Source organism: Nocardioides iriomotensis (assembly GCF_004168035.1).
GTDB classification, from domain to species: Bacteria; Actinomycetota; Actinomycetes; order Propionibacteriales; family Nocardioidaceae; genus Nocardioides_B; species Nocardioides_B iriomotensis.
In genome coordinates this window covers 330,911-345,130 of sequence record NZ_SDPU01000020.1, presented here as the reverse complement: position 1 = coordinate 345,130, position 14,220 = coordinate 330,911, and the positions used below count along the sequence as shown (strand labels likewise).

The window sequence follows — 14,220 nt, the reverse complement described above, 5'->3', positions numbered from 1 at the left end:
CGGCGCGGAGGTCCGCCGGCACGCGCTGACCGACCGTCCGGGGGCGCCCGGGACGGCTCAGACGACCTCGACCCTCCCGGCGTGCAGCCAGCGCAGGTCACCGCGGTGGGCGAACGTGTCCCAGGTCTGCGGGCTCGCCACCACGAGCGGGTGCGAGCTGCTCCGGCCGGCGTGTGCCGGATGCCCGCCGAGGCCGCTCGACTCGGCCCGGATCGCCAGCTCCGGGGCGACGCTCCGGGCCAGGTGGAGCGCCTCGTCCATGGTGGACATGCACGCGGCGGACGTGGTGCCGTCCGGGGCGAGCACGACGATCTCCAGCGGCAGGCGCGCCTCGCGGGCCGCCTCGCTCCCCCGCCGTACAACCGCGGCCACGGGCTCGGTCACGGCGACCAGGACCAGGATCGCGGTGCGCGGCGTGCGCTGGAGCGGGAGAGACGCCGCCCCCGCCCTTGCTCGGGGGCGCGCCTTGGCTCTCGGCATGGCGCCAGGGTGGTGGGGTCGACGGGCCTCAGACCTCACCCTCATTGGGTGAGCGACGAGGAACGCCCGAGACGCACACTCTCGATGCCATTCGTGGCTCGGCGTCCCGTCCGGGCCGGCTACGAGAAGGGAATGCACACAATGGATTTCTGGGAAGTGATGGTGTCCATCTTCTGGTTCATGCTGCTGGTCGCCTGGTTGACCCTGCTGATCCGGATCTTCGCTGACATCTTCCGGTCCGACGACCTCTCCGGCATCGCGAAGGCGGGCTGGTCGCTGTTCGTCATCTTCCTTCCCTGGATCGGCGTCCTGACGTACCTGCTGGTGCGCGGACGGTCGATGGGTGAGCGCGCGCAGGCGGACCAGGAGGCGTACGGACGGGCGATGGCCCAGCGGTACGGGCCGCCGAGCCTGGCCGACCAGCTGGGTCAGCTCAAGGACCTCCGGGACCAGGGCACGATCACGCCGGAGGAGTACGAGGTGGCACGGCAGCGGACTCTGGGGGCAGGAGCGACCATGACGGCCGCGACCGCTGCCCCGCCGCCCCAGCCCCGCAGCAACGTCGCGGACGACCGCCCGTTGACACCGATGAGCTGATCGGACCGATCGACGCCTCGTCGGGATCACGGTCCCGACGAGGCGTCGGCGTCCCGCTCGGCCTCGGCTGCGACCTCGGCCTCCGCCGCTCGCCGGCGGAGGCCTTGTCGCATCGCCCCCACGATGACCTGGGCGACGAGACCGAGGATGACCAGGTCCCCCACCATCTGGACGGTGGTCAGGGCCCGCGCGGGGTCAGAGACGGGGACGATGTCGCCGAACCCGACCGTGGCGAACACGGTGACGCTGAAGTAGAGGGCGTCCAGGCGGGAGAGCCCCTCGGAGTAGCTGCCGGGCGCGCTCTCGTCGAGCAGGAAGTGGGAGGACGCGAACACGACGACGAACAGCGGGATCGTGGTCGCCATGGCGGCGACCGCACGCACGCGCGGGTACGGCGAGACGATGATCGACCGCAGGTGCCACACGAGCAGCGCCGCCACCGCCGCGAGGCCGCCGATCACGGTCAGCCAGCCGACGGCGCTGCGCTGCGGTGACAGGGGCAGCGCGAAGTAGGCCGCCACGACGGCCACCGAGACCACGCTCGTCATGACCAGCGACCGCGCCACCGGGTGGCGCGGTCTGCGTGGCTCCCCGTGCCGAGTCACGGCGCGTTGTCCCCACACCTCGCCGTGACCCGGCCGCGAGTCAGGACTGGAGGATGCGCGCCTTCTCGGCGGCGAACTCGTCCTGCGTGAGCACGCCGGAGGAGAGCAGGCCGCCGAGGCGTTCGAGCTTCTCGAGCCGCTCCTCGGCCGACATGGCGGCCGGGGGGGCAGCCGGAGCCATCTGCTGCGGCGTCGCTTGCTGGGGCACCGTCTGCTGGTAGTACGCCTCCTGGCGCACCGCAGCGGTCTCGGCGTCGCGTTCCGCGAACTTCGCTGCCTGCCGGCGCTGCACCCGGCCGTTCACCGCGCTGGCGGTGCCGGCGACGACGGCCGTCCTGGCCACTCCTCGCAGAAGTCCTGGCATGACGATCCTCCTAGCTCGTGGGCTGGAGCGGCTCGGAGGCGCGCTCCAGGGCGTCGAGTGCGGCCATCACCTCGTCGGCGGGGATCCGCGCGGTCGCGACCATCTCCCCGCCGGACTCGCGTGCGGCGGCGATGAACGGGATGGCCCAAGCGTTCTCGTAGACGATCATCACAGCGAGCGTGCCGGGCATCATCGCCTCCGCGGCCGCGTTGATGTCGTCGTCCGCCAGCAGCCCGGACCGGGCGCCGGCGAGCCGCTCGACTCCCAACGCCTCCGCGAGTGCCTCCGCCGCCAGGTCGACGGCGTAGACCTCTCCGTCGGGGCTCTTGCCCACGAACATGACGTCGAAGAGGCGGATGGTGCCGTTGTCCGCCAGGCGGAGCACCTCCTCCGCGGCCCGGCCGGTCAGCTTGTCGCCGGTGAACTCCAGCAACACGAAGTCGATGGGGCCGTGTACGTCTACCTGTGTCATCGCGCTGGCTCCTCGTCCTGACGACGGTCGTCGGCACTCGATCACGAGCGCCGGAGGCCGTCCACGCTCCGGTCCACCGGCGGGTCCGGCATCCCCCGTTCCGGGCGAGTCACCAGGGCCGAGGCCGCGCCACGGGCGGGCGCCACAGTCACCGAATTCGGGTGACGTCCCCCACCCGGTCCGGGGCGACCTTTGCCCCGTGCCGACCGGGCTGCCCAGCGCAGCCGTCGTACGGCGCGGGGCTTCGCCCAGCGCCACTCAGGGACACGTGGGAGTACACCGTGACGGTCAGTCGAGACAGGACCAGCGACAGCGGCAGCGTGCAGTCCTCGGTGGTGACGGCACCGACGGCGTACGGCGCGGACGCGACGGTCGTCGCTCGTGAGCAGGGCGTCGTCGTCGAGCAGGGCCTGAGCAGCGAGGAGGCGCGCACGCGCCTGGCCTCGATGGGGCCGAACAAGCTGGCGGGCGCCAAGAAGGAGTCCGGGTTCCACGCGTTCGTCCGCCAGTACCAGGACTTCATGCAGATCATCCTGCTGGCCGCGGCCGTCATCAACTTGGTGGTCACGCAGGACGTCGGCACCTCGGTGGTGCTGGCCGGCCTGACCGTGTTCAACGCGGTCATCGGCCTCCGCCAGGAGTCGAAGGCCGAGGAGAGCGTCAAGGCCCTCGCCCAGATGATGAAGACGGTGGCGCGGGTACGGCGCGACGGGCAGGCCGTCGAGATCGACGCCGAGCAGGTCGTGCCGGGGGACGTCGTGCTGGTCGAGGCCGGCAACCGCATCCCCGCCGACGGGCGGATCTGCGTGGCCGCGACGCTCGAGATCGAGGAGGCCGCGCTCACCGGCGAGAGCCTGCCGTCCTCGAAGTCGGTGGCCGCCGTGCCCGGGGACGACGTCCCCCTCGGTGATCGCGTCTGCATGGCGTACATGAACACCTCGGTCACCCGGGGCCGGGGCGAGATCGTCGTGACCGCCACCGGCATGGACACCGAGATCGGTCACATCGCCGACCTGCTGTCGAAGACCGAGACCGACAAGACCCCGCTGCAGAAGCAGCTCGACTCACTCTCCAAGATCATCGCCACGATCGCCGGTATCGCGCTGGTCCTGGTCGTGGTCCTCGGTCTCCTGCGCGGCGAGTCGTTCGACACGCTCTTCATCACCGGCGTGGCCCTCGCGGTCGCCGCCATCCCGACTGGTCTCCCCGCCGTCGTGACGGCCCTGCTGTCTCTCGGAACGCGCGAGATCGCCCGCCGCAACGCGATCGTCAAGCGCCTGCCGGCGGTGGAGACGCTCGGCTCGACCTCGGTGATCTGCTCGGACAAGACCGGCACGCTGACGCTCAACAAGATGACCGCCCGCGAGCTCGCCATCCCGGGGCACAACCGGTTCACGGTGTCCGGGGAGGGCTACGGGATCCAGGGCGAGATCAAGCACGTCGGCGGCCTGCGCATCGACCTCGACCCGTACCTGCTGCCGATGGTCCTGTGCGCCGACGCCGTCCTCGACGGGGAGGGCCTCATCGGCGACCCGACCGAGGGCGCCCTCATCGTCCTTGGCGCCAAGGGTGGGCTCGACATCGACGACACCCGGCACACCTACCCCCGGATCGCCGAGGTCCCGTTCGACTCCGACTACAAGTTCATGGCGACCTTCCACGAGATGACGAGCTCCCGCGGCGAGCCAGTCGTCCGCTGCTACGTGAAGGGCGCTCCCGACGTGCTCATCGCCCGCGCGGCGTCGTACCGGAGCCCGGACGGCGCGGTCGTGCCGGTCACCAAGGACAACGTGCACCTGGCGCTCGACGCGAACGACCGCATGGCGGAGTCCGGCGAGCGCGTGATGGTGGTGGCCGAGCGTGACTTCCCGCGGGAGACCTTCTCCCCCGACGCGAACCTCATCGACCTCGTCGACGACCTCACCATGCTGGCGATGGTCGGCATCGTGGACCCGCCGCGCGCCGAGGCCCGGGCCGCCATCGCCGAGTGCAAGTCGGCCGGCATCCGGGTGCGGATGATCACCGGCGACCACGCCACGACCGCCGCCGCGATCGCCGCGGAGCTCGGCATCGAGGGACGTGCCGTCACCGGTACGGCGTTCGCCGCCATGAGCGACGAGGAGCTGCTCGCCCAGCTGCCCGACATCGGCGTCGTGGCACGCGTCGCCCCGGAGGACAAGATCCGCCTGGTCCAGCTGCTCAAGCGCAGCGGCAACATCGCGGCGATGACCGGCGACGGCGTCAACGACGCCCCCGCCCTCAAGGCCGCCGACATCGGCGTGGCCATGGGCATCACCGGCACCGAGGTCTCCAAGGAGGCCGCGGTGATGATCCTGACCGACGACAACTTCGCCACGATCGTGAACGCCGTGGCCTACGGTCGTGCGCTCTACGACAACCTGCTGAAGTACCTGCGGTTCCAGATGTCCACCCTGGTCGCCTACATCGCGATCTTCCTGGGCGCCGGCATCATCGGCATCGCCGACGGCGCTCCCATGAACCCGCTGCAGATCCTGTGGCTCAACATGGTGATCGACATCCCGATCGCCATCGCCCTGGGGTTCGACCAGCCCAGCGCCGGCCTCATGGACCGCCCGCCGCGGCCCGTGAGCGCGCCCGTGCTCTCCACGGCGAACTGGGTGCGCCTGTGCATCCAGGGCGCCGTCATGACGATCGGTGCGCTGGTCGCCTACCAGATCGGCGACAGCCAGGGCGACGCCGTCCTCGGCGCGACGTTCCTGCTGACCACGCTGTCGCTGTTCCACCTGGCGGCGGGCCTGCTCGCCCGCACCCCCGACGAGACGATCTTCGACCGGTCGTTCGTCCCCGGCGCGACGCAGCTGCGCCGCTACGGTGTCGCGCTGCTGGCCATCATCGCCGTGACGTCGCTCGACGTCCTCCAGCGGATCTTCGGCACGACGAGCCTCACCTTCGCGCAGTGGTCCATCTGCGTCGGGCTCGCCCTCACCCTCGTCGTCGTCGAGGAAGTCATCAAGCTCGTGATGCGGCTGCGGCACACCCGCCTCGCACCCGAGCTCGCCACGGTCTCGGCGCCCGCCTGAGGCCGCACACCTCCCATCGAAGGACACCCACCATGGCGTTCAACCTCCGAAACCGGCACTTCCTCAAGGAGCTGGACTTCACACCCGCGGAGCTCGAGTACCTGCTCCGGCTGTCGGCCGAGCTGAAGGCCGCGAAGTACGGCGGCTACGAGGTGCCCCGGCTCCAGGGCAAGAACATCGCGCTGATCTTCGAGAAGACCTCGACCCGGACCCGCACGGCCTTCGAGGTGGCGGCCAAGGACCAGGGGGCGCACGTCACCTACCTCGACCCGGGCGGCTCCCAGATCGGTCACAAGGAGTCGATGAAGGACACCGCCCGCGTGCTCGGCCGGACGTTCGACGGGATCGAGTACCGCGGCTTCAGCCAGCAGGGGGTCGAGACGCTCGCCCGGTACGCCGGCGTCCCGGTGTGGAACGGGCTGACCAACGAGTTCCACCCGACGCAGATCCTCGCGGACGTGCTCACCATGACCGAGCACAGCGACAAGAACCGGACCGACATCGCGTTCTGCTACATGGGCGACGCCCGCAACAACATGGGCAACTCGCTGATGGTCGGTGGGTGCAAGTTCGGGATGGACGTGCGCATCTGCGCCCCCGAGCACCTGTGGCCGGACGAGACCCTCGTCAAGGAGTGCCACGACATCGCCGGCGAGACCGGAGCCCGGCTCCACCTCACGTCCGACGTCGACCAGGCGGTTTCCGGCGTCGACTTCCTCTACACCGACGTCTGGGTGTCCATGGGCGAGCCGGCCGAGGTGTGGACCGAGCGGATCAAGCTCCTGATGCCCTACCAGGTCAACGCCGACGTCCTGCGCCGCACCGGCAACCGGATGGTGAAGTTCATGCACTGCCTGCCGGCGTTCCACAACCGCGAGACCAAGGTCGGCGAGCAGATCTTCCAGGAGCACGGCCTCGACGGGCTCGAGGTCACCGACGAGGTGTTCGAGTCCCCCGCCTCGATCGTGTTCGACCAGGCGGAGAACCGCTTGCACACGATCAAGGCCGTCATGGTCGCGACGCTGGGGTCCTGAGGGGAGCCGGACGTGCGAGTCGTGATCGCCCTGGGCGGCAACGCGCTCCTCAAGCGCGGTGAGCCGCTGACGGCCGCCGCCCAGCGGGACAACGTACGGGTGGCCGCGCCGGCCCTCGCCGGGGTCGCGCTGGACCACGAGCTGGTGCTGTCCCACGGCAACGGGCCCCAGGTGGGGCTCCTGGCGCTCCAGGCCGCGGCGTACACGGCCGTCGACCCGTACCCGCTGGACGTCCTCGGAGCCCAGACGGAGGGGATGATCGGCTACGTCCTCGAGCAGGAGCTGCGCAACGTCCTCCCCGACACGGAGGAGTTCGCGACCATCATGACGATGGTCGAGGTCGATCCCGACGACCCGGCGTTCACCAACCCGACCAAGTTCGTCGGCCCCGTCTACACGCAGGGTCAGGCCCACGCGCTGGCCGCCGAGAAGGGCTGGCCGTTCCGTCGGGACGGCGAGTCGTGGCGCCGGGTGGTCCCCTCGCCGCTCCCGCGGCACATCTACCAGATCGACCCGATCCGGGTCCTGCTCGACCGGGACGTCGTCGTCATCTGCGCCGGCGGCGGAGGTGTCCCGACCATGTCGACGCCGCACCCGGAAAGCCCGGACGGCCGTCCCACGCTGTCCGGCGTGGAGGCCGTCATCGACAAGGACCTCGCCAGCGAGCTCCTCGCCCGGGAGGTCGAGGCGGACCTCTTCGTGATGGCCACCGACGTCGACGGCGTCTACACCGGCTGGGGAACGCCGCAGCAGAAGCTGCTGGCCAAGGTCACGCCCGCGGAGCTCCGGGACCTGGACCTCCCCGCGGGGTCCATGGGGCCCAAGGTCGAGGCCGCCGCGCACTTCGTGGAGGCCACCGGACACCGGGCTGCCATCGGCAGCCTCGAGCAGATCGAGCACGTCGTCGCCGGCTCCGCCGGCACGCAGGTCGTCCCCGCCTGACCACACCAAGCGAACAGAAGGAGACCACGATGTCCGAGTTCGGTGTCCACTCCGAGGTGGGCCGACTGCGCAGGGTGATGGTCCACCGGCCGGAGCTGAGCCTGCAGCGGCTGACCCCGTCCAACCACGACGAGCTCCTCTTCGACGACGTCCTGTGGGTCGAGCGTGCGCAGTACGAGCACGACAAGTTCGACTCGGTGATGCGCGAGCGCGGGGTCGAGGTCTTCCTCCTGGAACGGCTCCTCGCCGAGGCGCTGGAGGCCAGCGAGCCGGGCCGGCGGCGCCTGATCGAGGTCGCTGCATCCGAGTACACCGTCGGCGTGTCGCTCGTCGACGAGGTGCGACAGCTCCTGACCGACCTGAAGCCGGACGCCCTGGCCGCCCACCTGATCGGCGGCCTCACCGTCGCCGAGTCCGGCCTCGACGTCGGCGCGCTGCGCTCGAGCTCGCTGCCCGCCGCCGCGATCGACGACCCGAGCATGTTCGTCCTTCCCCCGCTGCCCAACACGCTCTTCACGCGCGACTCGTCGTGCTGGATCTACGGGGGCGTCTCGATCAACCCGATGTACTGGCCGGCGAGACGGCTGGAGGCCTACAACGTCGCCGCCATCTACCGGTACCACCCGATGTTCGCCGACGCGTCCTTCGAGTTCTGGTACCCCGAGCTCGGTGACGAGGGTCGATTCGAGGCCCAGGACTTCGGGCGGGCGTCGATGGAGGGTGGCGACGTCCAGCCGATCGGCAACGGCACCGTCCTGATCGGCCTCAGCGAGCGCACCCAGGCACGGATGATCGAGCTCGTCGCGAAGCAGCTGTTCGCCAAGGGTGCCGCCGAGCGCGTGATCGCCGTGGTGATGACCAAGGACCGCGCCCACATGCACCTGGACACCGTCTTCACGATGCTCGACCGGGACGCCGTGACGCTGTACCCCAAGGTGATGGACAACGTCCGTGCGATCAGCCTGCGACCCGGGTCGGCGCCGGGCACGTTCCACGTCACGCAGGAGAAGGACTTCCTCTCGGCGGTGGCCGACGCGCTCGGCGTGAAGAAGCTGCGCGTGGTGGAGACCGGCGGTGACGCCTACCAGGCGGAGCGGGAGCAGTGGGACGACGGCAACAACGTCGTCGCCATCGAGCCCGGCGTGGTGGTCGCCTACGAGCGCAACACGTTCACGATCGCGAAGATGCGCGCGGCCGGGATCGAGGTCCTCCCCATCGAGGGCTTCGAGCTGGGCAAGGGTCGCGGCGGCGGTCACTGCATGACGTGCCCGCTCCTCCGCGACCCGATCTGACGAACGGAGGGGTGTCATGCGTGCGTTCGTCAGATGGACCATCATCGTCGTCGCCGCGCTGGTCGTCGTCGGACTGGTCGCGTACGCCCGCGGGCCCGATCACCACCGCGGGGACGAGGTCGGCGCGCTCGTGATCGGCGCCGGCACCTCCACGACGGGGTGAGCTCCCATGGCCAAGGCATCGTCACGCCACCGTGACAACGGGCCCCACGGGAACCCGCCCCCACCGCGGCTGCCGCGGCTGCCGCGCGAGCCCACCCTGGTCGACGCCCTGCTGCCGATCGTCGTGCTGATCGTGCTGCTGGCGACGACCATCGTGCTGTTCGGCATCGACGCCACCAACGGTCCGCTCCAGGTGGCCCTGCTGCTGAGCGCGGCGTTCGCGAGCCTGATGGCGTTCAAGAACGGGTTCACCGTGGCCGGCGTGGCCGACGCCGCGGTCGGCGGCGTGACCTCGGCGATCGGGGCCATCTTCATCCTGCTGGCCGTCGGCGCGCTGATCGGCACCTGGAACATGGCCGGCACGATCCCGACGGTGGTGGACGTCGGGATCCGCCTGCTGAGCCCCGCCTGGTTCTACCTGGCGACCGCGGTGATCTGCGCCCTGGTCGGCGCGGTGACCGGCAGCTCGTGGACCACCGCCGGCACGCTCGGCGTCGCGTTCGTCGGGATGGCGCGGGTCATGGGCCTCTCCGACGCGACGGCGGCGGGCGCCGTCATCTGCGGCGCGTACTTCGGCGACAAGATGACGCCCCTCTCCGAGACCACGATCCTGGTCCCCAAGCTGGTCGGCGGCGGGCTCACCGTCGGCCAGCACGTCCGGAACATGTTCTGGACCGCCGGGCCCGCGCTCGGCATCAGCCTCGTCATCTTCATGTTCCTCGGCTTCGCCGCCGAGCCCGAGGGCGCGATCAGCACCGACGTGGCACGCGAGGCCCTGGGGAACGCGTTCAACATCTCGGCCCTCAACATCCTGCCCCTGGTCGCACTGGTCGTGTTCGCCGCGCTCAGGTACCCGCCGTTCCTGTCGATCCTGGGGTCGTCGCTGCTCGCCGGGCTGATGGCTCCGTTCACGCAGTGGGAGGCCGTCAAGGCGTTCGTCGACAACCCGGACTACGGACCGGTCAGCACCTCCCTCCACGCGATCTACGCCTCGATGGCGACGGGCTTCGTCAGCCACTCGGGCGTGCCGCAGGTCGACGAACTCTTCTCCCGCGGTGGCATGGCGAGCCTGCTCACCACGATCTGGCTGGTGCTCGGCGCGCTGTCGTTCGCCGCGGTGATGGAGCACGCCGGCTTCCTCCAGCGACTGCTCGCGCCGATCGTGTCCCGGACCCGCCGCCGCGGGTCGCTGATCGCCGCCGTCAACGGCAGCGGGATCGGCCTCAACGTCATCGCGGGCGACCAGTACGTCGCCGACGTCCTGCCCGCCCGGATGTTCCGGGCGGAGTTCTCCAAGCGAGGTCTCGCCCCGCAGGTGCTGTCCCGCGCGGTCGAGGACTCCGGGACGGTGACGTCCGTCCTGGTCCCGTGGAACACGTGTGGCGCCTACATCTCCGGCGTCCTCGGTGTCTCCACCGCGGCGTACCTCCCGTACTGCTTCTTCAACATCCTCAGTCCCCTGCTCGACGTGCTCTACGGCTACCTCGGCTTCAAGGTCCCGAAGGCCGAGCAGCCCTGGCACGAGGACGCCGTGCCCGCGACCGCGACCGCGACGCAGCAGCCCGCCCCGGGCTCGATCCCGACCGAGAAGGAGGCGCCATGAGCGAGGACACGACGGTTCGGCAAGGACCGCCTCCCACCGAGCCCAAGCGGCGGAAGTTCTCGCTGCCGTCCGCCTACACGATCCTGTTCGCCCTGATCGTCGTCATGGCGATCGCCACCTGGATCATCCCCGCCGGCACGTACAAGCTCGACGACCAGGGGGCGCCCATCCCGGGGACGTACAGCGAGGTCGAGTCGAACCCCCAGCGGATCCTGCTCGACTCCCTGACCGCTCCGATCAACGGCCTCTACGGCATCGAGGACGCCAAGGGGACGATCAGCTACTACAACGAAGGCGTGCTCTTCGGCGCGATCGACGTCGCCCTGTTCATCATCGTGATCGGCGGCTTCCTCGGCGTCACGATGCGCACCGGAGCGATCCAGGCGGGCATCGGCCGGCTCGTGCGCCGGCTCGAGGGCCGGGAGCGCTGGATGATCCCGATCCTGATGTCGGTGTTCGCGCTGGGCGGTACGACGTACGGCATGGCCGAGGAGAGCCTGGCCTTCTACGCGCTGGTCATCACGGTGATGGTCGCCGCGGGCTACGACACGCTGACGGGAGCCGCGGTCCTGCTGCTGGGCTGCGGCATCGGCACGCTCGGGTCCACCATCAACCCCTTCGCGACCGGGATCGCGTCGGGGTTCGCCGGCGTCTCGATCAGTGAGGGTCTCGTCTCGCGGCTCGTGATCCTCGTCGTGGGCCTCGCGCTGGGGATCTTCTGGGTGCTGCGGTACGCCGACCGGATCAAGGCCGACCCGACCAGATCCGTCGTGAACGACCTCCGGGGGAACGCCGAGGCGGGCTTCCAGATGGGCCAGGAGGAGCAGACCGCGACCATGACCGGCACCCAGAAGACGGTGCTGGTGTTCTTCGGCCTCGCCTTCGTCCTGATGATGTACGGCGTCATCCCGTGGGAGGACCTCGGCCTGAACCTGCCGACACTGTGGTGGTGGTTCCCCGAGATGACCGCCTCGTTCATCCTGTTCTCGGTGATCATCGGGCTGGTGGCGCGCCTGAGCGAGGGCGAGCTCACCGAGTCGTTCGTCGCCGGCGCGCGTGACCTCCTGGGCGTCGCGCTGATCATCGGGATCGCGCGCGGCATCACGGTCATCATGAACAACGGCCAGATCACCGACACGGTGCTGCACTGGGCCGAGGTGGCGCTCGGTGACGTCGGTCAGGCGGCGTTCGCCGTCGTCATGTACCTGCTCTTCCTGCCGCTGTCGTTCCTCATCCCCTCCTCGTCCGGCCTCGCCACGGTGGCCATGCCGATCATGGCGCCGCTGGCCGGCTTCGTGGGGGTGCCGGCGGACCTCGCCGTGACCGCCTTCCAGACCGCGTCCGGCCTGATGAACCTGTTCATCCCCACGTCGGCGGTCGTCATGGGTGGGCTCGCGATCGCGAAGGTCCCCTACGGCACGTACCTCCGCTGGGTGTGGCCGCTGCTCGCGATGCTGGCGGGCATGACGATCGTGGTGCTGAGCGTCACCGCCCTCCTGACCTCCTGACCTCCCGACCCGGTGGCGCGCCGGGACCGGCCGTGGCCCGGCGTGACCCCCGGGTCACGGCTCCCGGTGCCGCCAGTCGTAGACGACCCGGCTCCGGACGACGAGGTCGTGGACGGCCCGCGACCGCACGTCGAGCGCGCACCAGACCAGGCCGAGCGGGAAGAGCGTGCACACGACGGCGCGCACGAGGGCCTGGGCGAAGCGGAGGTCGCGGTCACGGTGGCCGACGACCCGCAGTCCCATGACGGTGCAGCCGCAGGTGCGTCCGGCGGTCCACCACCCGACGGTCAGGTAGGACGTGGCGACGAACCAGGCCGTGGTCAGCGTGACGATCCCCGACCAGTCGGGGAAGTGGAACGAGCGGGGGTTCCACACGAAGAACGCGCCGGCGATCGAGACGTAGATTCCCAGCAGGACGGCCGAGACGACCGTGGCGTCGATGACCGCGGCGATCGCACGGCTGACCAGCCCCGCGGTCCTGCCCTGCAGCGCCTCTGCCTCGTCCGGGATCGACGAGGCGTGATGCTGGGTCACGGCCCGACCGAGCGGTCGGACGCCGGCACGCCGGCGCCGTTGTGACGCGAGCGCAGCCGGTCACGCATCCGCCCCAGGGCCTGGTCGGCCGCGGCGCCGCGGATCCGGGCACTGCGCACGGTGTCGGACGTCAGCGCGCCGCTCGACTCCCGGATGATGTCGGGGAGGTCGACCGACTCGATGACCTCCAGGGCGATGGCCTCGAGGTCGACGTGGTCCAGGACCGCTGCGACCAGGACGTCCCAGTCCAGGCGGCGGAGCGCGAGCTCGGTGAGGTCCATGCGGTCGAGCACGCCGTCCATGTCGAGGCGTGCGGCGACCGCATCGACGTCCACCCGCGCCGCCACTGCCTCGACGTCGACGCGGTCGAGGATCTGCTCGATGTCCACGCGCCCGACGGCGGAGTCGAGGTCCACCGCGGCGACCACCCGGTCGAGGTCGACGTTGTCGATCACGATCCGGGTGAGGTCCAGGCGGCGCAGCACCTCCACGACCACCGTGGGGAGCAGCCGGTCCAGCAGGTCGCCCGCGTCGGAGACGACCCGGCCGCGGAGCCGCGCACCCTGCTCGGCGAGGGCTCCGACCGCCCTCGACACGGGCGTGTGCTGCCGCGCGGTGTCCCCCACCCGGTCCGCGAGGGTCACGAACGGGGACCAGACGGGACGTGTCCGGCGAACCGTCCTGCTGCCCGCCGCCGCGACGACGAGCGCGAGGCCGAGCGTGGTGTCGGTGACCGCGCCGAGCCGGGGCACGAGCGAGTCCGCCCCGGGGAGCGTCTCGTGGCGAGAGAGCGTCACGGCACCTCCAGGGTTCAGCAACCGAGCCCTCAGACTCGTGCAGGACGGCTCGGGCCCGGGTCACCTGAATCGGACGGTTCGCACCAGTGCGTTCAGTGCAGCAGGGCCTTGGCGACGATCACCAGGACGCCGAACAGCCCGGCCGCGGCGCTGTCCAGGACCGCGGCCCATCCTTGCCGTCCGGCCGCTCGGGCGGTCAGGTAGCCCGCGCCGACCAGGACGGCGACCGAGAAGTAGACGGCGACCGCCGCGGCGCTGCCGACCGACAGGCCGGCCCGGTCCGCGACCACGAAGACGACGATGGCCGGCAGCCCGCCCTGGATGATGCTGAGCTCCCCGCGGGCGGTGTGCCCGAGCCGGTGGAGGTACCGGCGCCCGTCCCCCGACAGCTGCAGGCTCTGTGACTCGACGTAGACGTGGGCCAGCCAGTACACGCCGAGGACGAAGGTGGTCGCCACCGCCACGTGCGTGTACGCCTCGGCGTGGGCGCTCGCCGTCGCCAGCACGGAGGCCGCGATGAGCGCGCCGTACAGGAGCGCGGCCGGGTCGGCGACGTGCGCGAGGCCACCCGCGGACCGGCGGTCCCTGGTCTCGCTCATCGCTCGACGATCGGGGCGGGGCCGACCGCGATCGTCACCCGCATCGGGTGAGCAGGCGGCCCCCCGGCGTCGGTCATGGTCGTGCCTCGACCCGGTCGACGCCACGACGTCCGAGACGACGAGGCACCCGCGCCGGCTCCGACCTGCCCCCCTACGACTCGAGGAGACC

General features: G+C 70.7%; 15 protein-coding genes. 8 read left to right on the top strand and 7 right to left on the bottom strand.

Annotation, left to right across the window (positions count from 1 at the left end; genetic code table 11):
- Nucleotides 1–57 precede the first annotated feature (57 nt).
- Nucleotides 58–480, bottom strand: coding sequence for a hypothetical protein (locus tag ETU37_RS08270; protein ID WP_129986757.1), 423 nt, complete (start codon nucleotides 478–480; stop codon nucleotides 58–60).
- Between the two features lie 141 nt (nucleotides 481–621).
- Here ETU37_RS08270 and ETU37_RS08265 point away from each other — a divergent pair, with 141 nt between their 5' ends.
- Nucleotides 622–1,077, top strand: a complete 456-nt coding sequence (locus ETU37_RS08265) for an SHOCT domain-containing protein (protein WP_129986961.1) — start codon at nucleotides 622–624, stop codon at nucleotides 1,075–1,077.
- A gap of 26 nt (nucleotides 1,078–1,103) precedes the next feature.
- Here ETU37_RS08265 and ETU37_RS08260 read toward each other — a convergent pair whose 3' ends face one another.
- The 3 genes from ETU37_RS08260 to ETU37_RS08250 form a co-directional block, all read right to left on the bottom strand.
- Nucleotides 1,104–1,625 carry a potassium channel family protein gene (locus ETU37_RS08260; RefSeq protein WP_129986756.1) on the bottom strand — a complete coding sequence of 174 codons (522 nt, stop codon included), beginning with the start codon at nucleotides 1,623–1,625 and terminating at the stop codon, nucleotides 1,104–1,106.
- Between the two features lie 97 nt (nucleotides 1,626–1,722).
- A complete protein-coding gene (locus ETU37_RS08255) occupies nucleotides 1,723–2,046 on the bottom strand; it encodes an SHOCT domain-containing protein (RefSeq protein WP_129986755.1) in 324 nt (107 codons plus the stop codon).
- Nucleotides 2,047–2,056: 10 nt separating this feature from the next.
- Entirely contained in the window at nucleotides 2,057–2,518 is a 462-nt protein-coding gene (locus tag ETU37_RS08250; RefSeq protein WP_129986754.1) for a DUF6325 family protein, read from the bottom strand.
- 281 nt (nucleotides 2,519–2,799) lie between these two features.
- Between ETU37_RS08250 and ETU37_RS08245 the strand changes: the two genes are divergently transcribed.
- The 7 genes from ETU37_RS08245 to ETU37_RS08220 are packed head-to-tail and all read left to right on the top strand — an operon-like array spanning nucleotide 2,800 to nucleotide 12,121.
- Complete coding sequence (locus tag ETU37_RS08245; RefSeq protein ID WP_240755622.1) at nucleotides 2,800–5,580, top strand: cation-translocating P-type ATPase; 2,781 nt, start codon at nucleotides 2,800–2,802, stop codon at nucleotides 5,578–5,580.
- 32 nt (nucleotides 5,581–5,612) lie between these two features.
- Nucleotides 5,613–6,614 carry an ornithine carbamoyltransferase gene (gene argF / locus ETU37_RS08240; RefSeq protein WP_129986753.1) on the top strand — a complete coding sequence of 334 codons (1,002 nt, stop codon included), beginning with the start codon at nucleotides 5,613–5,615 and terminating at the stop codon, nucleotides 6,612–6,614.
- Between the two features lie 12 nt (nucleotides 6,615–6,626).
- On the top strand, nucleotides 6,627–7,556 hold the full coding sequence (gene arcC / locus ETU37_RS08235) for a carbamate kinase (RefSeq protein ID WP_129986752.1): 930 nt from the start codon (nucleotides 6,627–6,629) through the stop codon (nucleotides 7,554–7,556).
- A 29-nt stretch (nucleotides 7,557–7,585) separates the two neighbouring features.
- Complete coding sequence (locus ETU37_RS08230) at nucleotides 7,586–8,848, top strand: arginine deiminase (RefSeq protein WP_129986751.1); 1,263 nt, start codon at nucleotides 7,586–7,588, stop codon at nucleotides 8,846–8,848.
- 16 nt (nucleotides 8,849–8,864) lie between these two features.
- Entirely contained in the window at nucleotides 8,865–9,011 is a 147-nt protein-coding gene (locus ETU37_RS23125) for a hypothetical protein (protein WP_165372448.1), read from the top strand.
- A 6-nt stretch (nucleotides 9,012–9,017) separates the two neighbouring features.
- Nucleotides 9,018–10,613: a Na+/H+ antiporter NhaC family protein gene (locus ETU37_RS08225; protein ID WP_129986750.1), complete on the top strand. Its 1,596-nt coding sequence runs from the start codon at nucleotides 9,018–9,020 to the stop codon at nucleotides 10,611–10,613.
- Nucleotides 10,610–12,121, top strand: a complete 1,512-nt coding sequence (locus ETU37_RS08220; protein WP_129986749.1) for a YfcC family protein — start codon at nucleotides 10,610–10,612, stop codon at nucleotides 12,119–12,121. The genes ETU37_RS08225 and ETU37_RS08220 overlap by 4 nt, the downstream gene beginning before the upstream one ends.
- Before the next feature lie 54 nt (nucleotides 12,122–12,175).
- Here the strand turns inward: ETU37_RS08220 and ETU37_RS08215 are convergent, their stop codons facing one another.
- The 3 genes from ETU37_RS08215 to ETU37_RS08205 all read right to left on the bottom strand — a co-directional run bounded on the left by ETU37_RS08215 (nucleotide 12,176) and on the right by ETU37_RS08205 (nucleotide 14,051).
- A complete protein-coding gene (locus ETU37_RS08215) occupies nucleotides 12,176–12,655 on the bottom strand; it encodes an RDD family protein (RefSeq protein ID WP_129986748.1) in 480 nt (159 codons plus the stop codon).
- Nucleotides 12,652–13,452 (bottom strand): hypothetical protein, encoded by an 801-nt coding sequence (locus ETU37_RS08210; RefSeq protein ID WP_129986747.1) that lies wholly within the window; start codon nucleotides 13,450–13,452, stop codon nucleotides 12,652–12,654. Before ETU37_RS08210 ends, ETU37_RS08215 begins: the two co-directional genes overlap by 4 nt.
- A 92-nt stretch (nucleotides 13,453–13,544) precedes the next feature.
- Nucleotides 13,545–14,051, bottom strand: a complete 507-nt coding sequence (locus tag ETU37_RS08205; RefSeq protein WP_129986746.1) for a hypothetical protein — start codon at nucleotides 14,049–14,051, stop codon at nucleotides 13,545–13,547.
- Between the last annotated feature and the right edge of the window lie 169 nt (nucleotides 14,052–14,220).